General features: G+C 70.9%; 18 protein-coding genes. 9 read left to right on the top strand and 9 right to left on the bottom strand.

Features of this window, described 5'->3' with window-relative positions; all coding sequences use genetic code 11:
• The first annotated feature begins 63 nt into the window (after positions 1–63).
• On the top strand, positions 64–900 hold the full coding sequence (locus GVL05_RS08230) for an alpha/beta fold hydrolase (protein ID WP_159572762.1): 837 nt from the start codon (positions 64–66) through the stop codon (positions 898–900).
• Between the two features lie 92 nt (positions 901–992).
• Here the strand turns inward: GVL05_RS08230 and GVL05_RS08235 are convergent, their stop codons facing one another.
• On the bottom strand, positions 993–1,244 hold the full coding sequence (locus GVL05_RS08235) for a hypothetical protein (RefSeq protein WP_159572764.1): 252 nt from the start codon (positions 1,242–1,244) through the stop codon (positions 993–995).
• A 65-nt stretch (positions 1,245–1,309) separates the two neighbouring features.
• Positions 1,310–3,904 (bottom strand): valine--tRNA ligase, encoded by a 2,595-nt coding sequence (gene valS / locus GVL05_RS08240; protein ID WP_235035911.1) that lies wholly within the window; start codon positions 3,902–3,904, stop codon positions 1,310–1,312.
• 213 nt (positions 3,905–4,117) lie between these two features.
• On the opposite strand from valS, the gene GVL05_RS08245 reads away from it, so the two are divergent.
• Positions 4,118–5,374 carry a glycosyl hydrolase gene (locus tag GVL05_RS08245; RefSeq protein WP_159572766.1) on the top strand — a complete coding sequence of 419 codons (1,257 nt, stop codon included), beginning with the start codon at positions 4,118–4,120 and terminating at the stop codon, positions 5,372–5,374.
• Positions 5,375–5,527: 153 nt separating this feature from the next.
• Positions 5,528–7,114, top strand: coding sequence for a glycine betaine/L-proline transporter ProP (proP, locus tag GVL05_RS08250; RefSeq protein WP_235035912.1), 1,587 nt, complete (start codon positions 5,528–5,530; stop codon positions 7,112–7,114).
• Positions 7,115–7,230: 116 nt separating this feature from the next.
• Here proP and GVL05_RS08255 read toward each other — a convergent pair whose 3' ends face one another.
• Genes GVL05_RS08255 through GVL05_RS08270 form a run of 4 tightly spaced genes read right to left on the bottom strand, consistent with a single transcriptional unit; the run spans position 7,231 to position 12,510 of the window.
• A complete protein-coding gene (locus GVL05_RS08255; protein WP_159572768.1) occupies positions 7,231–8,958 on the bottom strand; it encodes an ABC transporter ATP-binding protein in 1,728 nt (575 codons plus the stop codon).
• A complete protein-coding gene (locus tag GVL05_RS08260; protein WP_235035913.1) occupies positions 8,955–9,851 on the bottom strand; it encodes an ABC transporter permease in 897 nt (298 codons plus the stop codon). Before GVL05_RS08260 ends, GVL05_RS08255 begins: the two co-directional genes overlap by 4 nt.
• Complete coding sequence (locus GVL05_RS08265) at positions 9,848–10,885, bottom strand: ABC transporter permease (protein ID WP_235035914.1); 1,038 nt, start codon at positions 10,883–10,885, stop codon at positions 9,848–9,850. The genes GVL05_RS08260 and GVL05_RS08265 overlap by 4 nt, the downstream gene beginning before the upstream one ends.
• 5 nt (positions 10,886–10,890) lie before the next feature.
• Complete coding sequence (locus GVL05_RS08270) at positions 10,891–12,510, bottom strand: ABC transporter substrate-binding protein (RefSeq protein ID WP_159572770.1); 1,620 nt, start codon at positions 12,508–12,510, stop codon at positions 10,891–10,893.
• Positions 12,511–12,542: 32 nt separating this feature from the next.
• Between GVL05_RS08270 and GVL05_RS08275 the strand changes: the two genes are divergently transcribed.
• Positions 12,543–13,142 (top strand): TetR/AcrR family transcriptional regulator, encoded by a 600-nt coding sequence (locus GVL05_RS08275; protein WP_123938849.1) that lies wholly within the window; start codon positions 12,543–12,545, stop codon positions 13,140–13,142.
• 23 nt (positions 13,143–13,165) lie between these two features.
• Here GVL05_RS08275 and GVL05_RS08280 read toward each other — a convergent pair whose 3' ends face one another.
• Positions 13,166–14,200 carry a cation diffusion facilitator family transporter gene (locus GVL05_RS08280; RefSeq protein WP_123938848.1) on the bottom strand — a complete coding sequence of 345 codons (1,035 nt, stop codon included), beginning with the start codon at positions 14,198–14,200 and terminating at the stop codon, positions 13,166–13,168.
• A 244-nt stretch (positions 14,201–14,444) separates the two neighbouring features.
• Here GVL05_RS08280 and ileS point away from each other — a divergent pair, with 244 nt between their 5' ends.
• From ileS to GVL05_RS08305, 5 genes are read left to right on the top strand one after another with little or no spacing between them, the layout of a single operon-like run.
• Complete coding sequence (gene ileS, locus GVL05_RS08285) at positions 14,445–17,699, top strand: isoleucine--tRNA ligase (protein ID WP_159572772.1); 3,255 nt, start codon at positions 14,445–14,447, stop codon at positions 17,697–17,699.
• Positions 17,696–19,162 carry a folylpolyglutamate synthase/dihydrofolate synthase family protein gene (locus tag GVL05_RS08290; protein ID WP_200849181.1) on the top strand — a complete coding sequence of 489 codons (1,467 nt, stop codon included), beginning with the start codon at positions 17,696–17,698 and terminating at the stop codon, positions 19,160–19,162. Before ileS ends, GVL05_RS08290 begins: the two co-directional genes overlap by 4 nt.
• A complete protein-coding gene (locus GVL05_RS08295; RefSeq protein ID WP_159572774.1) occupies positions 19,159–19,575 on the top strand; it encodes a DUF4233 domain-containing protein in 417 nt (138 codons plus the stop codon). The genes GVL05_RS08290 and GVL05_RS08295 overlap by 4 nt, the downstream gene beginning before the upstream one ends.
• Before the next feature lie 38 nt (positions 19,576–19,613).
• The gene (gene ndk / locus GVL05_RS08300; protein WP_111084529.1) at positions 19,614–20,033 is read left to right on the top strand and encodes a nucleoside-diphosphate kinase; all 420 of its coding nucleotides are present in this window, start codon (positions 19,614–19,616) and stop codon (positions 20,031–20,033) included.
• Between the two features lie 19 nt (positions 20,034–20,052).
• A complete protein-coding gene (locus tag GVL05_RS08305) occupies positions 20,053–20,901 on the top strand; it encodes a thioredoxin domain-containing protein (RefSeq protein WP_159572776.1) in 849 nt (282 codons plus the stop codon).
• Between the two features lie 72 nt (positions 20,902–20,973).
• Here the strand turns inward: GVL05_RS08305 and GVL05_RS08310 are convergent, their stop codons facing one another.
• Positions 20,974–21,825, bottom strand: coding sequence for a thioredoxin domain-containing protein (locus GVL05_RS08310; protein ID WP_159572778.1), 852 nt, complete (start codon positions 21,823–21,825; stop codon positions 20,974–20,976).
• Between the two features lie 122 nt (positions 21,826–21,947).
• The gene (locus tag GVL05_RS08315; RefSeq protein WP_235035915.1) at positions 21,948–22,550 is read right to left on the bottom strand and encodes a vitamin K epoxide reductase family protein; all 603 of its coding nucleotides are present in this window, start codon (positions 22,548–22,550) and stop codon (positions 21,948–21,950) included.
• Positions 22,551–22,649: the final 99 nt, after the last annotated feature.

A 22,649-nucleotide genomic window follows, 5' to 3' on the forward strand; every position in this document is an offset into this window, starting at 1 on the left:
CTAGTGTAAGGCACATCGACGGAGAACGGACGTTCTCCGCGAGGCTCAGGGAAGGAAACGATCATGGGTACCATCACCGTCGGAACCGAGAACAGCGTCGACATCGAACTCCACTACGAGGACAAGGGAACCGGACAGCCGATCGTGCTGATCCACGGCTTCCCCCTCGACGGCAACTCGTGGGAGGGTCAGACCCCGGCCCTGCTCGAGGCCGGCTACCGCGTGATCACGTACGACCGCCGCGGCTTCGGGCAGTCCTCACAGCCGAGCACCGGCTACGACTACGACACCTTCGCCGACGACCTGCACACCGTCCTCGAGACCCTCGACCTGCGCGACGTGATCCTGGTCGGCTTCTCGATGGGCACCGGCGAGATCGCCCGCTACATCGGCCGCCACGGACAGGACCGCATCGCGAAGGTCGCGTTCCTCGCCTCGCTCGAGCCCTTCCTGGCCATCACCGACGACAACCCCGACGGCGCCGGCCCGATGTCGTTCTTCGAGGGCATCGCCGCCGACGTCAAGAAGGACCGGTACGCGTACTTCACGAACTTCTACCAGGACTTCTTCAACCTGTCGGAGAACCTCGGCTCGCGCATCTCGGAAGAGGCCGTCCGCAACGCCTGGAACATCGCCGCCGGCTCGGGTGCGATCGCGTCCGCCGCAGCACCGCTGACCTGGCCGACCGACTTCCGTCAGGACATCCCCAAGGTCACCGTCCCGGCGCTCATCGTGCACGGCACGGCGGACAACATCCTGCCGATCGACGCCACCGGTCGCCGCTTCACCAAGGCCCTGCCGGCCGCGAAGTACGTCGAGATCGAGGGCGCCCCGCACGGCCTGCTCGCCACGCACACTGCCGAGGTGAACGAGGTCCTGCTCACCTGGCTCGCCGAGTAGCCGCTCGCATCGTGAGCAGAAATGGTCGGGTTCCCACCGGGGACCCGACCACTTCTGCTCACCAAGCGAGCACGGAGCGCCCTCGCCCCGCGTCAGTCCTCTTCCGCGGCGTCGTCGGGGTTCGTGACCTGCGCGTGCCCGGCATCGTCGAGGTGGATCGAGGTGCCGTCGTCGAGATCGACGATCGGCTTGCCCTCGAGGAACGTCAGGGTCCAGCCCCAGGTCCCCGTGTCGACCGACTCGGCCGCCAGTTCGTCCTCGACCCCGCGCACGGCGACGACCATCGCTTCGGGCAGTCGCGCAGGCGGCTCCCCACCCACGCTCCATCGTGTGCCCAACTGCATCCGTGCCTCCTGTCCGGTGGTGGACGGGCCGGGTCGCCGACGCGACCCGGCCCGGACGACCGACGTTACGCCTGCTGTTCCGCCAGCTCGATCTCGGTGACGGCGAGCTCGTCGCCGTCGACGAACGACAGGTTCTCGATGCGGCCGACGGCCGCCAGGTCGACCGCCGCGCGCTCGATGAGCGCCCGCGTCTCGGCCGGCGCGGCGACGATGGCACGCGTGACGGGCGTCTTCTGGGACGCCTTCGCCGACGTCTTCGCGCCGCGGATCCCGATGAGCGCCTGTCCGACGGCCGCGAGCAGCCCGGTGGGGGCCGCGTCGGTGGGCAGGTCGGCAGCGGTCGGCCAGGAGGCCCGGTGCACGCTGGTCTCGTGGGTCCAGGCCCACACCTCTTCCGTCGCGTACGGGAGAAACGGTGCCAGCAGTCGGAGCAGCACGTCGATCGCGCCGCGCAGCGCCAGGACCGCGCTCGCCTGGGTCTCGTGCGTCGCGTCGGCCGCCGTGCCGTAGGCACGCTCCTTCACGAGCTCGAGGTAGTCGTCGCAGAAGGTCCAGAAGAACCGCTCCGTGATCTCGAGCGCGCGGGCGTGGTCGAAGCCGTCGAACGCGGCGGTGGCCTGCTCGACGACCGCACCGAGCTCGGCGAGCATGTCGACGTCGAGCGCCTCGGTCACGCTCGTGGCACCCTCGGGCAGCGGGAAGCCGTAGACGAACTTGGCGGCGTTCAGGACCTTGATCGCCAGACGACGTCCGACCTTGATCTGCTTCGGGTTCTGCGGGTCGAAGGCCGCATCGGTGCCGAGCTTGGACGAGGCCGCCCAGTAGCGGACCGCGTCGGCGCCGTGCTGCTCGAGGATCGACAGCGGCGTGACGACGTTGCCCTTCGACTTCGACATCTTCTTGCGGTCGGGGTCGACGATGAAGCCGGAGATGCTCGCGTGCTTCCACGGCACGGTGTCCGCTTCGAGCTGGCTGCGGAGCACCGTCGTGAAGAGCCACGTGCGGATGATGTCCTGCGCCTGCGGGCGGACGTCGTACGGGTACACCAGGTCGTAGAGCGCCGGGTCGGTCTCCCACTTGCCCGCGAGCTGCGGGGTGAGCGACGACGTGGCCCAAGTGTCCATGACGTCGAGCTCGCCCTGGAACCCGCCGGCGACGCCGCGCTGGTCCTCGGAGTAGCCGGGTGCCGGGTCGGACGACGGGTCGACGGGCAGCTGCGCCTCGGTCGGGACGATCGGCTGGTCGAACACCGGGTTGCCGTCGGCGTCGAGCGGGTACCAGACGGGGATCGGAACGCCGAAGAAGCGCTGGCGCGAGATGAGCCAATCGCCGGACAGGCCACCGACCCAGTTGTCGTAGCGGACGCGCATGAAGTCGGGGTGGAACGCGATCTCCTCGCCGCGGGCGCGGAGCGTCGTCTTCAGGGCTTCGTCGCGGGCGCCGTTGACGATGTACCACTGGCGGGTCGAGACGATCTCGAGGGGCTTGTCGCCCTTCTCGAAGAACTTCACCGGGTGGTTGATCGTCTTGACGTCGCCGACGAGCTCGCCGGACTCGGTCAGGGCGTCCACGACGACCTTCTTCGCCGAGAACACGGTCTTGCCGGCCATCTCGGCGTAGAGCGCCTTGCCGGTCGCCGACTCGATCCACGCGGGCTCGTCGGAGCGCACGCGGCCGTCGAAGCCGAGGATCGCGCGGTTCGGCAGCTGCAGCTCGCGCCACCACACGACGTCGGTGGTGTCGCCGAAGGTGCAGACCATCGCGATGCCGGCGCCCTTGTCCTTCTGCGCCAGGTGGTGCGCGAGCACCGGGACCTCGACGTCGAACAGGGGCGAGCGGACCGTGGTGCCGAACAGGTCCTGGAACCGCTCGTCGTCGGGGTGTGCGACGAGGGCGACGCACGCCGGCAGCAGCTCGGGACGGGTCGTCTGGATCACGACGTCGTCGCCGCCGTCCGCACGGTGGAACGCGATGCCGTGGTACGCGCCGGGCATCTCCTTGTCCTCGAGCTCGGCCTGCGCGACCGCGGTGCGGAACGTGACGTCCCACAGGGTCGGGGCGTCGGCCTGGTAGGCCTCGCCGCGCGCGAGGTTGCGGAGGAAGGCGCGCTGCGCGCTCGCCCGCGAGGTGTCGTCGATGGTGCGGTACGACTGCGTCCAGTCCACCGACAGGCCGAGGGTGCGGAAGAGCTCCTCGAACTGCTGCTCGTCCTGCACGGTCAGCTGGTCGCACAGCGCGATGAAGTTGCGGCGCGAGATCGGCAGCTGGTCGGCGGCCTTCGACGACTTGCCGTCGCCGCCCTCGAACGGCGGCGTGAAGTCGGGGTCGTAGGGGAGGGTCGGGTCGCAGCGGACGCCGTAGTAGTTCTGCACGCGGCGCTCGGTCGGCAGGCCGTTGTCGTCCCAGCCCATCGGGTAGAAGACGTGCTTGCCCTGCATGCGCTCGAACCGCGCCTTGAGGTCGGTGTGCGTGTACGAGAAGACGTGCCCGATGTGCAGCGACCCCGAGGCGGTCGGCGGCGGGGTGTCGATCGAGTAGACGGCGTCGCGGTGGTCGGCGGCGTCACGGTCGAAGCGGTAGGTGCCGTCCTGCTCCCAGACCGGCCCCCAGACCTGCTCGAGTCCGTCGACGCTGGGCTTCTCGGGCATGGGCTTGGTCATGGCTGCGCCTTCCGTGCGTGTGTGCGGCACCGAGTCCGTGATGAGGTGCCTGAGTGTCCACGCCTGGTGCGTGGTGTCCCAAGGTTACCCGGTACCGGAGACCCGGAGTCGACCGCGGGAATGCTGGATGGGGAATTCTTTCGGCGGAAATACGCAAATGCCGCACGAATGCAATTGTTTGCATTGATCGGAAATGCTCGTAGGGTGCAATCCGTGAATGCCTTCGAGAAAGTCGCGACCGCCTTCGTCGGTGTGGCCGCGCTGCTCCTGCCGATGTCCCCGCCGGTGCCGGCTGCGGCCACGGCCGCGGCCGCGACCGGTTCGGCTCGGTTCGGGATCGGTTCCGGCATCGACACCACGGCGGACGGCGCGAAGGTGGCCCTCGCGGCGGGGCTCGGCGTGGGGACCGCTCGGGTCGACCTGTGGTGGACGGGCGTCGAGAAGGCCCGGGACGAACTCGTCATGCCCGCGTCGTACCGGAAGTCCGTCGAGCGTCTCCGCGCGGCGGGGATCCGACCGCTCATCGTCCTCGACTACGGCAATCCCCACCACGACGGCGGTGGTGGTCCGACCACAGCCGCCGGCATCGCCGCGTTCGCGCGGTACGCGGGGTTCGTCGCCGCGACGTTCGGCCCGGACGTGGCGGGGTACGAGATCTGGAACGAGTGGCCGAACACCGTCGCGCCGGAGGCCAGCAGTGCTGCACGCTACGTCGCACTGACCCGGGCGGCGTCCGCGGCCGTCCACGCCGCGGCGCCGGGCTCCGTGGTGGCGGGTCCCGCCATGAGCCTGCTCGGGGCGGACGGCCTGCACCCGTGGCTCCGGCAGTGGCTCGCCGCAGGTGGTCCGGCGACGGTCGACGCGGTGTCGGTCCACGCGTACACCGGGACACGACCGCCGGAGACGACTCTGGGGCCCGCGATGCGGGAGCTCCGGACGGCCCTCACGGCGCAACACCGCTCCGTCCCGGTCTGGTGGACCGAAGGCGGCTGGCAGGCCGGTCCGCCGGGGCAGGCGGGTACCGTCACCCCCGCAGTGCAGTCCGCCTGGCTGGTGCGCTGGGGAGCGCTCGCCGCGCACCTCGGTGCCACGCTCGTCGTGCCGTTCACCCTGAACGACGCGGCGTCGACACCGACCGGGTACGGCCTGTACGGCTCCGCCAGCGGTGGGTACACGGCGCGGCGGGCTGCCGCGGCCTACGCGGTCCTCGTGCGCACCGTCGGTGATCGCCGGTTCGTGGCGGTCGAACGGGCCGGCACGGGCGGGGTCTGGATCGTCAGGTACGGCTCGGGCGGGGACGTGGTCCGCGTCGTCTGGTCGACGTCGGGAGTCCGCACGACGTCGGTCGGCGTGCCGGGCGGCTCCTCGCTGGTCTCGGCGACCGGGGCGACGAGCCGGCTGACCGTGGTCCGCGGTGCGGCGTCGGTGCGGGTCCGGGCAGCCCCGGTTTTCCTCCGCTCCGATCGGTGACGCGTCGGAGCGGCGGTTACCACACCGACCTGTCGGACACGCCGGAGACCTGGTAGTCTGTCGGAGTTTGTCCGGCGAGCGCGGGTTCGCAGGAACTGCACCGTTGCCGTCCGCCGGACGCCCGAAGGACGCACCGCACACCGGAGGAACGACTTGGCACCGAACGACGCACCCCACCCGCACGGCGATCGGCCGCTGCCGCACGGCGACCGACCGCTGCGCACGAAGGGCGCTGCGAAGCGCGCTCGGCGCAACCTGACGAAGGACGACGTCACCGTCGTCGAGGAGTCGCTGCTCAAGCGCGCTGTGGCGGCCGCCGCCCTCGGCAACGCGATGGAGTGGTTCGACTTCGGCATCTTCGCGTACCTGACCGTCACGATCTCGCAGGTCTTCCTGCCGCAGGGCGACCCGGCCGCGAACATCGTCGCGACCTTCGGGTTCTTCGCCGCGGCGTTCATCGTCCGACCGATCGGTGGCGCCGTCTTCGGTCCGATCGGCGACCGGATCGGCCGGCAGAAGGTCCTCGCGCTGACGATGATCCTGATGGCCGCCGGCACGCTGATGATCGGCCTGATCCCGTCGTACGACTCGATCGGCTTCTGGGCCCCGGTCCTGCTGCTCGTGGCCCGCTTCGTGCAGGGCTTCTCGACCGGCGGTGAGTACGGCGGCGCCGCGACCTTCATCGCCGAGTACTCGCCCGACAAGCGCCGAGGGTTCATGGGCTCGTGGCTCGAGTTCGGCACCCTGGCCGGCTACGTGCTCGGCGCGTCGATCGTCACCGGCCTCCAGTTCGGCCTGTCCGAGGACGCCCTGCTCAGCTGGGGCTGGCGCATCCCGTTCATCATCGCGGGCCCACTCGGCCTGATCGGGCTGTACCTGCGTCTCAAGCTCGAGGAGACCCCGGCCTTCCAGAAGCAGCAGGAGCAGGCCGCCGAGCGTGAGGGGCAGAAGACCCCGTTCCTCAAGCTCTTCGCCGAGAACTGGCGCGCGCTCATCATCTGCATCGGCCTGGTCCTGGTCTTCAACGTGACCGACTACATGCTGCTGTCGTACATGCCGACCTACCTCGAGCAGAACCTCGGCCAGAACGCCACGTTCGGCCTCATCCTGATCGTCGTCGTGATGCTGCTCATGATGGTCGTCATCACGTTCGGTGGCCGGCTGTCCGACAAGTTCGGTCGTCGCCCGGTGCTCGCCGCCGGCTGCATCGGCTTCATCCTGCTGTCCTGGCCGGCCCTCAAGCTCGTCCAGACCGGCACGGGCGTCGGGGTGTTCTCCGGCCTGCTCATCCTCGGTGTCGTGCTCGTCACGTTCACCTCGACCATGCCGTCGACGCTGCCCGCGCTGTTCCCGACGATCATCCGCTACGGCGCCCTGGCGATCGCGTTCAACGTCTCGGTGTCGCTGTTCGGTGGCACGACCCCGCTCGCGACCTCGGCGCTCATCAACGCCGCGAAGGACGCCGGCTACGGCTGGGCCGAGGACATCCCGGCCTTCTACCTGATGCTGGCCGCCGTCATCGGGCTCGTCGCGGTGTACTTCACCAAGGAGACCGCCGCCACCCCGCTCATGGGCTCCGGCCCGACGGTCGGTTCCGAGGACGAGGTCGCCGGCGTGATCGACGACTACAACGACCCGAACTCGGAGTTCGCGCAGTCCGACTGGGCGAAGGAGTTCGCGACGAGTGAGATCCCGATCATCTCGGGTGACGCGGCGAAGAAGGAGTCCGCCGACTCCTGACCCCGGGGCCGCCCCGCGGCAACCCGCCCTGGAGGCCCGGTGCACGTCCGCCACGGACGCGCACCGGGCCTCCGGTCACGTTCAGGGCACGTGGCCGCCGGCCACGAGACTCGGCGTCAGCGACCGGCCTCGCGGCCGGCGGCCCGAGGCTGGTCGCCCTGCGCGAGACTCGGGCCGGCGGCGAGCCGCTCCGCGGCCTGCAGCAGGTGCGCGGTCACGGGGTGCGCCGGGCGCGCGAACACCGTCGCGGCGGGGCCGTGCTCGACGACCGCGCCCCGGTGCACGACCAGCACGTCGTCGGCCATCCGGCGCACGGCCCGCAGGTCGTGCGACACGAACACCATCGCCACACCGGTGTCGTCGCGGAGCCGCTCGAGCAGGGTCAGCACGGCGTCCTGCACGGTGGCGTCGAGGGCGGTGACCGGCTCGTCGAGGATGATCACCTCGGGGTCGGTGGCCAGCGCCCGGGCGATCGCGAGTCGCTGCCGTTGCCCACCGGACAGGGTCAGCGGCGACCGCGGCCGGATCGCCGGGTCGAGGTCCACCTGTCGCAGGGCTGCGTCCACCCGGGCGGCGAGGGAACCACGGGCGCGGCGGTCGTCGCCCCGCGAGAACGCGTCGGCGAGGACCCGCTCGACCGACCACCGCTCGTCGAACGTGGCGCCAGGGTCCTGCACGACGGCCGCGACCCGGTGGCGTCGGGGTCGTCGGTCGTGTTCGGGGAGCGGTACCCAGGGGGCTCCGTCGAGCGAGACCGTGCCGGCGTCGGGCGTCTCGAGCCCGAGGAGCATCCGCGCCAGGGTGGTCTTGCCCGACCCCGAGGCGCCGATCACCCCGAGCACTCGCCCGCGGTCGAGCCCGAACGACACGTCGTCGGCGGCGCGGACGCCCTCGTAGTCGCGCGCGAGGCCCGCGGCGACGAGCACCCCCCTCGCACCGTGCGAGGTTGCGTGCTGGGTGCCGCGGTCGCCGATCGGCGCACGGTGCGTGGACGTGCGCTCGGTGCGAGGTTGCCCGCTCGGTGCGTCGTCAGAGGACTGCACGGAGCCATCAACCTCGCACCGGTCGACCAGATCGGCACCGTGCGCCGCGCGCACCAGGGCCTGCGTCGCGGCGTGCTGCGGATCCTGCAACACCGAGGCGACCGGGCCCTGCTCGACGATCCGGCCCTCGTGCATGACGGCCACCCGGTCGGCCCACCCCGCGACGAGCCCGAGGTCGTGCGTGATCACGAGCAGCCCCGCCCCGCGCCGCTGCGCCACCCGCAGCTGCTCCATCACGGTGACCGCGACTCCGGCGTCCAGTGCGGTCGTGGGCTCGTCGGCGACTACGAGCGCCGGTGACCCGATGGTGGCCGCGGCGATGAGGGCTCGCTGCCGCATCCCGCCCGACAGCGTGCCGGCGAGTCGGCCGTCGGTCGCGATGTCCGGGTCGAGGCCCACCGCACGCAGGGCATCGCGCACGGCGTCCACGCGCTCGGCCGCACCCATCTCGGTGTGCAGGCGGAGGCTGTCGGCGACCTCGCGTCCGACGGGACGCAGCGGGTCCAACGCGCCCAGGGCCTCCTGGCCGACGTAGCCGACCCGAGACCCGCGCACCTGGCGCCACCGACGATCGGAGAAGGCGCGGACGTCGAGGCCGGCGACGGTGAAGGCGTCGGCGCGGACGGCGGAGCCGGGTGCGGACAGGCCGAGCGCGGCGCGGGCGGTGACGGTCTTGCCGGAGCCGGACGCGCCGACCAGGGCGACGCACTCGCCGGCGTCGACCCGCAGGGCGACGTCGCGCACGATCGGGGTGCCCGCGATGGCGACGGACAGCGCCTGGACCTCGAGGACGGTGGTCATCGGACGACTCCTGTTCGGCGGATCGCGCGACCGAGCACGGTGACGGCGGTCGCGAGCACCACGATGGCGAGCCCGGGGAAGGTGCTCATCCACGGTGCGGTCTGCAGGTAGGTCCGGCCGTCGGCGAGCATCGCGCCCCACTCCGGAGCCGGAGGTGGTGTGCCGACGCCGAGGTAGCTCAGCGCCGAGGCCCAGACGATCGCCTGGCCGACGCCGAGCGTCGCGACCGCGACGACGGGCCAGAGTGCGGTCGGCAGGACGTGCCGGACCACGATGCGGACGGGGGAGCGGCCGAGCAGCACGGCGGTCTCGACGACCTGCGACGACCGGGCCGCGCGGACCAGGCCACGGACGATGCGGGCGTAGCCGGGGGCGGTGGCGAAGCCGACGGCGAGCACGGCGGGGACCGGGCCGGGGCCGGTGACGGCGATGACCACCAGGGCGACGAGCAGCAGCGGCAGGGCGAACGCGACCTCGGTGACGCGGCCGATCACGGCGTCGAGCAGTCGGCCGATGCGTCCGGCGCCGGCGCCCAGTCCGGCGACGACCCCGAGCACGACGCCGGTCCCGCCGCCGATCAGGGTCGCGGCGACACCGACGACGAGCGAGGCCCGCGTGCCGGCGACGACCCGCGACAGGACGTCGCGTCCGGATTCGTCGGTGCCGAAGGGGTGCGCGCCGCTCGGCGCGAGGAGCGCCTCCGACGGGTGCACGGCGAGCGGGTCCGCGCCGCCGAGCAGCGCCGGCCAGGCGGCCGCCACGACGGCGAGCAGGACCACGGCACCCGCGACGGCTCCGGGGACGCCGAGGCCCCGTCGCCGGCGACGTGCTGCTGCCGGTCGTCCGTCGACCGGTTCACCGGCCAGGAGGCTCGGCTCGGCGATGCCGCTCACCGCGCCGCCGCCTCGGGGCCGGGTCCACGGCGTCGCGCGGCTCGCGGGGCGCGGGTGCGCGGGCCTGCGGTGCGCCGGCCTCCGGCGCGCGGGGCGCCGGTGCGCCGGTCTCCGGTGCGCGGGTCGACGACGCGCTCCACGAGGTCCGCGACCGCGAGCACCACGACGTAGGCGGCGGCGGACACCAGCGCGATGCCGGCGACGAGCGGCATGTCCCGCTGCGTCACCGCGGTCACCAGGGCGCGACCGATGCCGGGCAGCGCGAACACGGACTCGACGACGACGGCGCCGGACACGAGGGACCCGAACGCCCAGGCGGACAGGGCGATCCCGGGCAGCGCCGCGTGGCGGAGCAGGTGCCAGGCGAACAGCCCGAGGCGGGTCTCACCACGGCCCCGGGCGGCGAGGGCGAAGGCGGACCGTTGCGCATCGACGACCCCGTCGCGGACGGTCTCGGCCAGGTACCCGGCGACCGGGACGGCCACCGTCAGCACCGGGAGCACCCAGCCGCGCACGGTGCCGTCGCTGACCGCGGGCACCCAACCGAGGGCGCTCGCGAACACCACGATGAGCACGCTGCCGAGCCAGAAGTGCGGCATCACGCTCGCGGTGACACTCAGCGCGCTCGTCAGCCCGGCTGCGAACCGACCGCGCTGCGTCGACCACCAGGCCGCGACGATCGCCAGAGCCCAGGCCACGACGAGCCCGGCCACCGCCAGGGTGAGCGTGACGGGCAGCTGCTGGCCGAGCAGCGTCGCGACCGGGGTGCGGAAGGCGTACGAGTCACCGAGCTGCAGGGTGGCGAGGCGTCCGAGGAACACCGCGTACTGCACGAGCACCGGCTGGTCGAGGCCGTACTCGTGCCGGACCTGGGCGACGGCCTCGGCGGAGGCCTGCGAGCCCGGACCACCGAGGATCGCGAGTGCGGGGTCGCCGGGGATGAGCCGGATCGCGACGAACACGATCGTCGCGACGGCCCAGAGCACGCCGATCCCGCCCGCGAGCCGTCGGACGGCCCACCACACCCAGGGCATCCGTGTCAGCGGTCGATCCAGGCCGTGCCGAACCAGGGCGTGGACACCGAGGTCGTCTGGATGCCGTGCACGGCCGAGCGCACCAGGAAGTGGTTCTGCTGGTCGTAGAGGGGCAGCACGGTGTCGCTCGCCAGGATCGTCTTCTGCGCCTGCTCGTACAGGTCGGCGCGCTCGTCGGCGTCCGAGGTGCGGGCCGCCTGCTCGAGCAGGGTGTCGAGTGCGGGGTCGTCGAGCTGCGCGAGGTTCGCGAAGTACCCGGACGGCGCCGGCTCGATGCTCGCGCTGTCGTACAGGATCCGCAGGACGTCGGGGCCGACCTTCGTGTACGGGGCGCTGACCACGTCGTACTCGTTCGCCGCGAGGGCCGCGTACCAGCTGGACAGGTCGAGCTCGTCGAGCACGACCTTGAACCCGACGGCCTTCTCGGACGCCTGGATCTGCTGGAACAGGCTGCGCTCGGCCGGCACCGACTGGTTCGTCGACACCGGGAACGTCACGGTGAGCTGCTGGCCGTCCTTGACACGGATGCCGTCCGACCCGACCTTCCAGCCGGCGTCGTCGAGCAGCTGCTTCGCCTTCGTCGGGGAGTAGTCGAACCGGCTCTTCTCCGAGTACGCCAGCGGTTCGGCACTCGAGAGCACGGAGTACGAGCGCTTCGCGGTGCCGAGGAACAGCGACTGCAGGCCGGGGTCGATCTCGGCACCCGCGATGAACGCCTGCCGCACGGCCTCGTCACGGAACACGCCGTGGCCGGAGTTCAGCTCGAGGCGGTTCGAGGCACCAGGGCGCGGGGCGTCGAGGTCGCGGATGGCACCCTTCGCCGACGCTGCCTTGAGCTGGTCGGGCTGCGCGTTGTCGATGACGTCGACCTGCCCGGACTGCAGCGCCGCGTAGCGCGACGTCGAGTCGGGCAGGAACCGCCACGTGATGCCGGACAGGCGCGGCTTCGTGGTGCCCCAGTAGTCGGTGTTCTTCGTGAGGGTGACGCGGTCGCCGTGCTTCCACCCGGTGACCTCGAACGGGCCGGTGCCGACGGGGGACTCGCAGTTCGTCGCCTGCTTGCGTTCGAGCGCCTTCGGGGACTCCATGCCGACCCACGGCTGCGAGAACGACTCGAGCAGCGCGCTGTCCGGACGGCTCAGGGAGAGCGTCACGGTGTGGTCGTCGGTGGCCGTCGCCTTCGTGATGGACTGCAGCGCGAGGTACCCGGTGCTCGACGCGGTGGCCGGGTCCTGCACGTGCTCGATGTTCGCCACGACGGCGGCGGCGTCGAACGGGGTGCCGTCGGTGAAGGTGACGTCGTCGCGCAGCGTGAAGGTGAGGGTCTTGCCGTCGTCGCTCGTGGTCCACTTCGTCGCGAGCTCGGGCGTCGGCTCGCCGTCCTCGAGCCCGACGAGCTCCTCGATGTACTGCGTCGCCAGGAGCGCCTGCGGGTAGTTGCCGCCGACGTGCGGGTCGAGGCAGGTGGGCTCGGCGTCGCCGGAGGCGTACGTCAGGGTCCCGCCGCTCACCGGCTTGCTGCTCGTGGTGCTCGTCCCGGCGCCGCTGCACCCCGCGAGGACGAGGACGACGGCGGTGGCGCTCGCGACGGCGGCGACGGTTTTCTGTACTGAGTCCAAGATCATGGCTGCACGAGTCTAGCGGTTTACTGGGGCCCATGGACGAACCGATCCGCCGCGGTGGCCGGCCCCGACGCTCGAGCGCCGAGGTCCTCGCGGACGCCGCTGCCGAGCTGTTCCTCGAGCAGGGGTACGCACGCACCACGGTCGACCAGATCGCCGTGCGTGCGGGGGTCAGTCGCGCGACGTTCTTCAACTACTTCACGGCGAAGTCGGACGTGATGTGGCTCGAGCTCGACGCCGCGGTCGCGGGGCTGCCCGGGTACCTGGCGGCCTCGACCGAACCCAGCGCGGTGCGTGCGGTGGAGCAGGCCCTGCTCGCCGCGGCCCGGGCCCACGACCCCGAGCGGGTGCCGTGGGCGGTCGCGCAGGCCGAGGTGATGGGCATCGGCTCCGAGCTCGTCGCCGGGGTCGCCGTCCGGGTGATGGCGCAGCACGGGGCCGTCGCCGCCTTCGTGGCCGGGCGCACGGGGGAGCAGCCGGGGTCGCTCTGGCCGCAGACGGTCTCGGGCGCGGTGCTCGGGGCGGCTGCTGCGGCGTTCGGGGTGTGGGTCGCCGACGGGGTGGCCCGCCGGCCGCTCGTCGAGTACGTCGCGGCGGCGCTGACCCCGGTGGTCGCCGGCCTCGACGCCCGCTGACGCCGGCGACGGGCGCCCGCGCGTCAGTCGGTGCGCAGCGTCCCGGCGCCGCCGGCGGCCACGTCCGAGGCCGTCCCGTCGCGCACCACCTCGGGCACCTCGTCGCTCGTCGGCCGCAGCGAGGCGTCGCCCGGGTAGCTCAGCGTCAGCACGGCTTCCTCGATGTACGGGCTGTCCTCGAGCGACTTCTCGACGTCGCGCAACCGCACCGCGACGTGCTCCTCGTTCTCGTTGCCCGTCAGGTCGACGGCGGCGACGAGGTACACCCGCGACGGTCCGACGAACTCCAGGTGCAGGTAGGTGACGCGTTCGATCTGCGAGCGGCCGAGCAGCTCGACGAGCACGGCGTTCTCGAGCTCGGGCGACGTGCTCTCGCCGAGCAGGAAGCGGCGGTTGCGGTCGATGAGGATGATCGCCACGACCCCGAGCAGCAGGCCGATCGCGATGGACCCGATCGCGTCGAAGATCGCCAGGCCGGTGATCTGGTGCAGGAACACCCCGAGGAACGCGACGACGAGGCCGATGAGCGCAGCGGCGTCCTCGGCGAACACGGCCCGCAGCGTCGGGTTCGAGGACTGCAGCACGTGGCGCAGCACCGGCACCTTGCGCTTCGTCGCCGCTCCGTGCGCCTGGCGGTAGGCCTGCAGGAAGCTCGTGCCCTCGAGGCAGAACGACAGCGCGAGCACGATGTAGTTGAGCAGGACGTCCTCGGCCGGACCCGTCTCGCCGAGCTCGGAGATGCCGTGGTAGATCGACACGATGGCGCCCGCGGTGAACAGCCCGAACGCGGCGAACATCGACCAGATGTAGGTCTCGCGTCCGTACCCGAGCGGGTGTGCGGTGTCGCGCTTCCGCGCGCCCCGTCGTTCGGCGACCAGCAGGAAGATCTCGTTGCCGGTGTCCGCCCACGAGTGCGCTGCCTCGGCCACCATCGAGGCCGAACCCGAGATGAGCGACGCGATGGTCTTCGCGATCGCGACGAGCAGGTTCGCGCCGAAGGCGATGATGACGGTGAGGGAGGACTCCGGGCGTTCGCCGGAGGCAGAGTCGTCGGGCATCCCTCCAGCATGCTCCCGTCCGCTAAACTCGTGTCACACGAGCGTCGATCCGGCCATCACCGGGGAGCTCCCGGAAGAACGCGGTCCGCGCGAGCGGCTCGTCAGTAGAACCGGGCGGACCGGGCCGCACCGAACCCGAACACGAGCGGTCGTGACGTGCGGACAGCACGGCGTGGCAAGCGAGGTGGTACCGCGGAGCGTGCTCCGTCCTCGTGGAGATCGAGCGAACCCACAAGGAGTCCCGGTGCCGTACCCGTTGAACGCCGATGCCGATGGCGTCGTCCCCTCGCCGTCCTTCCCCGCCGTCGAGCGGGGGATCCTCGCCTTCTGGAAGGGCGACGACACGTTCCAGGCGTCCATCGACCAGCGCCAGGGCTGCGACGAGTGGACCTTCTACGACGGCCCGCCGTTCGCGAACGGCCTGCCGCACTACGGTCACCTGCTGACCGGGTACGCCAAGGACGTCTTCCCGCGGTACCAGACGATGCGCGGCAAGCAGGTGCACCGACGCTTCGGCTGGGACACCCACGGGCTGCCCGCCGAGCTCGAGGCGATGCGCCAGCTCGGCATCACCGAGAAGCACGAGATCGACGAGATGGGCGTCGACGTGTTCAACGCCGCCGCCAAGAAGTCCGTGCTGCAGTACACCGACGAGTGGCAGCAGTACGTCACCCGCCAGGCGCGCTGGGTCGACTTCGAGGACGACTACAAGACGCTCGACACGACGTTCATGGAGAGCGTGCTGTGGGCGTGGAAGCAGCTCTGGGACAAGGGCCTGGCGTACGAGGGCTTCCGGGTCCTGCCGTACTGCTGGAACGACCAGACGCCGCTGTCGAACCACGAGCTGCGCATGGACGACGACGTCTACAAGATGCGCCAGGACCAGTCCGTCACGGTGTCGTTCCCGCTGCAGGGTGCGCGCGCCGAGTCGCTCGGGCTGGCCGGCGTGCGTGCGCTCGCCTGGACGACGACCCCTTGGACCCTGCCCACGAACGCCGCGCTGGCCGTCGGGCCTGCGGTCTCGTACGTGGTGCTCCCTGCGGGGCCGGGAGGCGCGGCTGACGGTGCCGACGCCGGTTCCGTCTCGTACCTGTTGGCTTCGGACACCGTGGCCGCCTACGCGAAGGACCTCGGCTACGAGACGGCCGAGGACGCCGCTGCCGCGGTCGTCCGCACCCTGACGGGTGCGGAGCTCGACGGCGTCGAGTACGAGCGCCTGTTCGACTTCCTCGCCGAGACCGAGGGCATGGAGCACGCCTGGCGCATCCTGGTCGCCGACTACGTCGAGACCGGCGAGGGTACCGGCATCGTGCACCAGGCTCCGGCCTACGGTGCCGACGACCAGGTGGTCTGCGCCGCCGCCGGCATCCCCGTGGTGCTCTCCCTCGACGAGGGCGGGGTCTTCACCTCGCAGTTCGGCGAGGTCGCCGGCATGCTCTGGTCCGACGCGAACAAGCCGCTGACCAAGGCCGTCCGCGACGCCGGTCGTCTGCTCCGCCAGGCGTCCTACGAGCACAGCTACCCGCACTGCTGGCGGTGCCGGAAGCCCCTCATCTACAAGGCCGTGTCGTCGTGGTTCGTGCGGGTCACCGACTTCCGCGACCGCATGGGCGAGCTCAACCAGGACATCAACTGGGTGCCGGAGAACGTCAAGGACGGCCAGTTCGGCAAGTGGGTCGGCAACGCCATCGACTGGTCGGTGTCGCGCAACCGCTACTTCGGCACGCCGATCCCGGTGTGGCAGTCCGACGACCCCGAGTACCCGCGCACCGACGTGTACGGCTCGCTCGAGGACATCGAGCGCGACTTCGGCCGCCTGCCGCTGAACGCCGACGGCGAGGTCGACCTGCACCGCCCGTTCATCGACGACCTGACCCGCCCGAACCCCGACGACCCCACGGGGAACTCGACGATGCGCCGGATCACCGACGTGTTCGACGTCTGGTTCGACTCCGGGTCGATGCCGTACGCCCAGGTGCACTACCCGTTCGAGAACCGGGAGTGGTTCGAGTCGCACAACCCGGCCGACTTCATCGTCGAGTACATCGGGCAGACCCGCGGCTGGTTCTACGTCATGCACGTGCTGTCCACCGCGCTGTTCGACCGACCGGCCTTCAAGAACGTCATCAGCCACGGCATCGTCCTCGGCTCGGACGGCCAGAAGATGTCGAAGTCGCTCCGGAACTACCCGGACGTCTCCGAGGTGTTCGACCGCGACGGCGCCGACGCCATGCGCTGGTTCCTGATGTCCTCGTCGGTGATCCGCGGCGGCAACCTCGTCGTCACCGAAGAGGGCATCCGCCAGGGCGTCCGCGAGTTCATGCTGCCGCTGTGGTCGACGTACTACTTCTTCACCCTCTACGCGAACGCATCGGGGGAGTCGGGGTACCAGGCCACCCGTCGAACGGACAGCACCGACGTCCTCGACCGGTACCTGCTCGCGAAGACCCGGGTGCTCGTGTCCGACGTGCAGCAGCACCTCGACGCGCTCGACACCCCGCTCGCGGCCCAGGCGGTCCGCGACTTCGCCGACGTGCTGACGAACTGGTACGTCCGCCGGTCGCGCGACAAGTTCTGGACCGGGGCCGACGGCGCGGCAGGGGACGACGCCCGTGCGGCGTTCGACACCCTGTACACGGTGCTCGAGACCCTGACCCGTGTGGCGGCCCCGCTCGCCCCGCTCGTCACCGAGGAGATCTGGAAGGGCCTGACCGGTGGTCGGAGCGTGCACCTGACGGACTTCCCCGACGCGGCCGAGTTCCCCGCCGACGACGCCCTCGTCGCGGCGATGGACCGCGTGCGCGACGTCGCCTCGAAGGGCCTCGCGCTCCGCAAGGCGACCGGCAAGCGCGTCCGGCTGCCGCTCGCCACGCTCACCCTCGTGGTGCCGGACCCGGCTGCGGTCGAACCGTTCGCCGACATCCTGCGCGACGAGCTGAACGTCAAGCGGGTCGTGCTCGAGGCCCAGGCCGAGGAGTCACTGGCGCAGTACGGCATCGAGCGGAAGCTCACCGTCAACGCCCGCGTCGCCGGCCCGCGCATCGGCAAGGCCGTGCAGCAGGTGATCCCGGCCGCGAAGAAGGGCGACTGGACCGCGACCGAGTCCGGCGTGACCGTCGGCGGTGTCGACCTGGTCGAGGGCGAGTACACGCTCGACCTCACCGTCGCCGACCCGTCGGTCGCCGTGGCGTTCCTCGACGAGGGCGGTTTCGTGGTGCTCGACACCGTGACCACGCCCGAGCTCGAGGCCGAGGGGCTCGCCCGCGACGTCGTCCGCGCCGTCCAGCAGGCCCGACGCGACGCCGACCTGGACGTCAGCGACCGCATCGTCCTGACCCTCGGGGTCGACGATGCCGCCGACGCGTCGGTGCGCACCCACCAGCAGCTCATCGCGGGGGAGACCCTGGCGACGAGCGTCGAGATCGTGCCCCTCGGGGCAGGCGCCACCACCGATGTCGGTGACGGCGCGAAGGTGACCGTGGAGGTGTCACGCGCATGAGCGACGACGACCAGTACGACGAGCACGACCAGCACGACCAGCACGACGAGGACGGCATCCGGATCCCGGTGGGGCCGTCCGGTGACGCTCCGGTCGAGGCCGTGCCGTACGGCGGTGACGACGACGAGGTCAAGCGCGTCGAGACCGCCCTGTACGCCCGGATCGGTGAGCAGTCGCCCGAGCACCGCCTGACCGCGACCCGTCGCGCGGTCGAGCTGCTCGGCGACCCGCACCTGGCGTACCCGGTGATCCACATCACCGGCACGAACGGCAAGACGTCCACCGCGCGCACGACCGAGAGCATCGTCCGCGCCCACGGTCTGCGCACCGGCCTGATGACGAGCCCGCACCTGGTGTCGATCCGGGAGCGCATCGTCATCGACGGGCAGCCGATCGAGCCGAGCCGGCTCGTCGAGAACTGGGACGACATCGCCCCGGTCCTCGAACTGACCGACCAGGAGCTCACCGCCAAGGGCGAGCTCCCGCTCACCTTCTTCGAGGCACTGACCGTCCTGGCCCTGGCGTGCTTCGCCGAGGCGCCGGTCGACGTCGCCGTGATCGAGGTCGGCATGGGCGGCGAGTGGGACTCCACCAACGTCGTGCAGAGCCAGGTCGCGGTGTTCACGCCGATCGCCATCGACCACGCGAAGCAGCTCGGCAGCACGGTGGCGGAGATCGCGCGGACCAAGTCCGGGATCATCAAGCCGTCGTCCGCCGTGGTGTCGAGCGAGCAGGTCCCGGAGGCACTCGTCGAACTCGAGCGTGCCGCCGAGCTCACCGAGTCGACCCTCGCGGTCGAGGGCACCGGTTTCAGCGTCGTCGACGTGACGCCGGCGGTGGGCGGTCAGCTCATCACCGTGCAGGGCATCGCCGGCCGCTACGACGACCTGTTCCTGCCGCTGTTCGGGCGGCACCAGGCGCACAATGCGGCCGTCGCGATCGCCGCGGTCGAGTCGTTCCTCGGTCGGGGCACCCAGGCGCTCGACGAGGACGTCCTGTCCGAGGGCCTCGCCGGTGCCACCAGCCCCGGCCGACTCCAGCCGATCGCCACCGACCCGACCGTCGTGGTCGACGCGGCGCACAACCCGCACGGCGCCAAGGCCCTGGCCGAGGCGCTGCCCGTGGCGTTCCCGTCCGAGCACGTCGTCGGCGTCGTCGGGATCCTCGGCGACAAGGACGCCCGCGGGTTCGTCCGCGCGCTGAAGGGCACCGTCGAGACCTTCGTCGTCACGCAGCCACCGGGGGAGCGTGCCCTCGACGCGGACGCCTTCGCGAAGGTCGTCGTGGACGAGGTCGGCGCGGACCGCGTCGTCGTCGAGCCGTCGCTCGCCGCCGCGCTGCAGCAGGCACGCGACCTGGCGGACGAGGCGGACGCCGAGGACGCCCTCGTGCTCGTCGCGGGCTCCATCGTGATGGTGGGTGCGGTCATGGACCTGGTCCACCGGGAAGGCGAGACGAAGTGACGAACGCGAACCGTGCCTCCAGGCCGGGGCGTGCACCGCGCACCCGGAAGCCGCGACGCGAGCGTGGGGCGCAGGAGAGCCTGCTGTCGATCGCGCTCGTGCTCGAGGCGATCATGTTCTTCTTCCCGATGCTCGTCGTGTTCGGCAAGGGGACCCTGCCGCCGGCCCTGGCGTTCGGCGGCGGCATCGGCGCGATGATCGTGCTGGCGCTGGCCGCACGCCTGACCGGCAACCCCGCCGGTGTATGGTTCGGGTGGCTGCTGCAGGCGGCCATCCTCGCCACCGGGTTCATCGAACCGTTCATGTTCGCGGTCGCCGTGGTGTTCTTGGCGCTGTGGGTCTTCTGCTTCGTCAAGGGCGGTCAGCTCGACCGTCAGAACGCCGCGCGCCGGGCCGCCATGGGCGAGGACTGACCACCCCTCCGATCCCGCGAACACACTAGGAGTACTGCGTGTCCGACCTCGAAGAGACCCTCGTCCTCGTCAAGCCCGACGGCGTCGCCCGCCAGCTCACCGGTGAGATCCTCCGCCGCATCGAGTCGAAGGGCTACGAGATCGTCGACCTGAAGATGCTCACCGCGCCGCGCGACCTGTTGGACGCGCACTACGAGGAGCACCAGGGCAAGCCGTTCTTCGAGCCGCTCGTCGAGTTCATGCAGTCCGGTCCGGTCGTCGCCGTCCGCGTCGCCGGCAACGGCGTGATCGCCGGCTTCCGGTCGCTCGCCGGCACCACCGACCCCACCAGCGCCGCACCCGGCACGATCCGTGGCGACCTCGGTCGCGACTGGGGCCTCAAGGTGCAGCAGAACCTGGTGCACGGGTCGGACAGCACCGAGTCGTCGGCGCGCGAGCTCGCGCTCTGGTTCGCCTGAGACGCCGGGGGAACGACTCGTGACGAACAACGACCGACCCACCAAGAACGAGCGTCGCCAGCACGCGCGTGAGGTCTCCCGCCAGCGCGCCGATGCCGAGAAGCGTCGCAAGCGCCGCAACAAGTGGTTCCTGCAGGGCGGCATCGGCCTGGGCATCATCGCGATCGCCGCGATCATCACGCTCGTCGTGGTGAACGTGAACAACGCGCCCGCCGTGTCCGCTGCCGGGCCGAAGAACATGGCCACGGGTGCGATCCAGTTCACCGGCGAGGGCGGCGAGGTCACCCCGGTGACCACGAAGGCCGTCACCGCGAAGGGCACCCCGTCGGCAGTCCCGACGTCGAACACCGACGGTGCGGTCGCGGTCACCGAGTACGTCGACTGGGCCTGCCCGGTCTGCAAGCAGTTCGAGGCCGCCTACGCCGACCAGATCCTGGACAAGGTGAAGTCGGGCGACGCGACGCTGGCCATCCAGCCGGTGTCGATCCTCGACCGCAGCTACCAGAGCTCGCGCTACGCCAGCCGGGCCGCGAACGCCGCGATGTGCGTCGCGAACTACGCGCCGGACAAGTTCCTGGACGTCCAGACGCAGTTCTTCGACAACCAGCCCACCGAGGGCACCTCGGGCCTGACGAACGCCGAGATCGCGAAGCTCGTGAAGGCGGGCGGCGCGACCGGGTCGAACGTCTCCGAGTGCCTGTCGACCGAGCAGTTCAAGGGCTGGGTGACGAAGTCCACCAAGCTCGTCACCGCGGACGAGGCACTGCAGGGCACGCAGGGCTTCGGCACGCCGACCGTGGTCGTCGACGGCAAGCGTCTCGACGACCTCAGCACGGTCATCACCGCGATCGACGCCGCGGCGAAGTAGCACCACCCGCACGAGCGAAGGCCCCCGCTTCCATCCGGAAGCGGGGGCCTTCGTCGTCGCGCTGCCTCGTGCCTACGCGGCGCCGCCGTTCTGCTCGACGAACGACGCGAAGGCGTCGGTGTCGGTCAGGGAGCCGGTGAACTGCTTGCCGTTCACGATGATCGTCGGGGTGCTCGTCACCTTGTCGAGTGACGAGTTCGGGATCGGGTCGTTCATCACCCGGTTCGTGGCGTCGGCGACCCACCCGGCGAAGTGCTGCCCGGTGATGCACGAGGTGACCTTGCTGTTCGTCGCGCCGGCGTCCTTCGCCAGCGACGCCAGCTCGTCGTTCGTCAGGCCCTTGGTGCTCTCGGACGGCTGGTTCTCGTAGAGCGACGTGTTGTACGCCAGGAACGCGTCCGGGTCGTAGTCCGCGACACAGGCGGCCGCGGCGGCGGAGCGGGTGGAGTACTTCGACCCGAGCGACACCCGGTCGAGCAGGTTGAACGGGTGCAGTTCGAGCGTCGCGGAGCCGGCCTTCACCCACTCTTCGATCTGGTCCATCTGCGCCGTCTCGAACTGGTTGCAGTACGGGCACATGTAGTCCGAGTACACGGTGATGTTCGCCACCGAGTCGTCCTGCTCCGTCGCCGTCGGGGTCCCACCGTCGGGTGTCGCCTTGGTCTCGACGGGCACGATCTCGCCGCTCTGGCCGGTGAACAGGATGCCGTCGCTCGCCATGTTCCGCGGCCCGGGCCCCGCGGGTTGCACCGAGTTCGCGATCACCAGGACGACCACGGCGACGACCGCCAAGCTGCCGACGATGATGCCGCTGATCCCGAGCGTCTTGTTGCGGCGACGTCGCGCCTGCTCCCGCACCCGGGCTTCGCGAGCGCGCTCTCGGGCGGCGTCGCGACGGACCTTCTTGCTCTCGTTCTCGCTCATCGAGATCGAGCGTAGGTGCTGCCCGGAGGTGGATCGGGCGTCCTGCCTGGGAAGCCCCCAGGAATTCGGTGACGCGTCATCGATGTGTCATCGGCGCCGCATCGAGAACGCCCAGCAGTGGATCAGAAGACCGTCAGGATGGTCGGGAACTTGATGATGATCGTCACGATGATGAACAGGTAGTTCGCCAGCGGGAACGCCCAGCAGAACGGGAGCAGTGCCCGGCCGATCCGCTGGGTGCGGGCACCGAAGCGGCCCTGCGCGGCGTTCCAGATCGTGAACACCCAGAACATCGGGATCGTCATCGACCACACGAGCATGCACCACGGGCACAGCGCGCCGATGAACCAGACGGTCTGGGTGAAGAGCCACGTCACGAAGACCCACGCCAGGAACACGCCGGCGTTGAACGCGATCCAGAACCACCGCGAACCGTTGCGGAAGCCCGCGAGCATCATCACCGCGACGGCGATCGGCGCCACGAAGCCCATCACGCCGAGCAGTGGGTTCGGGAACCCGAACAAGTGGCCCTGCCAGCTCGCCATCACGTCCGAGCAGCTGATGAACGGGTTCACGTCGCACGAGAGCACCGTGTCGGGGTCGGCGTACTTCTTGAACTCGTCGAGCACCAGGGAGAAGGACCCGTACAGGCCGACGAACCCGGTGATCAAGAGGAAGACGGCCATCGGGATCGGACGACGGGGGGCAGGCGCTGACGTGCTCACGCCGTCATCATCGCATGCGGCTTCCGGTCCTTTCCGGGAGCGGCGTGCGATACTGGCCGGAGGTCGTGCGGGCAACCGCAGACCGAAGAGAGCTTTCCG

Source organism: Curtobacterium sp. 18060 (assembly GCF_902706105.1).
Lineage (GTDB): Bacteria > Actinomycetota > Actinomycetes > Actinomycetales > Microbacteriaceae > Curtobacterium.